Below are 1,179 nucleotides of genomic sequence, written 5' to 3' on the forward strand. Positions count from 1 at the left end.
GGGACTGTACGGTTTTCGGTGTAACTCCTGATCAAGGAGAACGCACCTGATGAGTACTGTGATCCAGGCATCGACGGAGATCGACCTGGAGGACACCGCGGTGGCACGCAAGGAGCCCAAGGACGCAGATCGCGAGCTTGTCGGCCGTCTGGTCGAGCAGGCCCGTGCCGAGGGCATGGAGCTGGTCGGTGAGAACGGGCTGCTGGGCCGGCTGACCAAGCTGGTGCTGGAGTCGGCCCTGGAGGGTGAGATCACCGACCATCTCGGCTACGACAAGCACGAGCGCGCCGGCAGCGAGACGGGCAACTCGCGCAACGGGACCCGGTCCAAGACCGTCATCACCGACGTCGGGCCGGTGGAGATCACCGTCCCACGTGATCGGGACGGCAGCTTCGAACCGAAGATCGTGCGCAAGCGGCAGCGACGGCTGTCCGGCGTCGATGAGATGGTCATCTCGCTGGCCGCCAAGGGCTTGACCACCGGTGAGATCTCCGCGCACCTGGCCGAGGTGTATGGCGCCGAGGTGTCCAAGCAGACGATTTCCACCATCACCGACAAGGTCCTGGAGGGCATGACCGAGTGGCAGAACCGGCCGCTCGACCTCGTCTATCCGGTGATCTTCATCGATGCCATTCACGTCAAGTTGCGTGACGGCCAGGTGGCCAACCGGCCGATCTACGTGGCGATGGCGGTCACCGTCGACGGCGAGCGCGACATCCTCGGCTTGTGGGCCGGCGACGGCGGTGAGGGCGCGAAGTTCTGGCTGCACGTGCTGACCGAGATCAAGAACCGCGGCGTCGCCGATGCGCTGATGGTGGTCTGCGACGGCCTGAAGGGGCTGCCACAAGCGATCGAGACCGTCTGGCCGCAGGCGGTGGTTCAAACGTGCGTGGTCCACCTGTTGCGCGCCTCGTTCCGGTATGCCGCTCGCCAGCACTGGGACGCCATCGCCAAGGCTCTCAAGCCCGTCTACACCGCGCCGACCGAGGCCGCCGCGCTCGAGCGGTTCTATGAGTTCGCCGAGGTCTGGGGCGGCAAGTACCCGGCGATCGTGAAGCTTTGGGAGGACGCCTGGGCCGAGTTTGTGCCCTTCCTCAACTTCGACACCGAGATCCGCCGGGTGATCTGCTCCACCAACGCCATCGAGTCGGTCAACGCCCGCATCAGGAGGGCGGTCAA

At 65.5% G+C, this 1,179-nt stretch carries 1 protein-coding gene; it reads left to right on the forward strand.

Going from position 1 to position 1,179, the window contains the following annotated elements; all coding sequences use genetic code 11:
- Positions 1–49 precede the first annotated feature (49 nt).
- Positions 50–1,179 (forward strand): IS256 family transposase (locus AB0F17_RS66475; RefSeq protein WP_358047870.1); only part of this gene is annotated, 1,130 nt, incomplete at its 3' end.

It is taken from the genome of Nonomuraea sp. NPDC026600 (assembly GCF_040638335.1).
Classification (GTDB): domain Bacteria; phylum Actinomycetota; class Actinomycetes; order Streptosporangiales; family Streptosporangiaceae; genus Nonomuraea.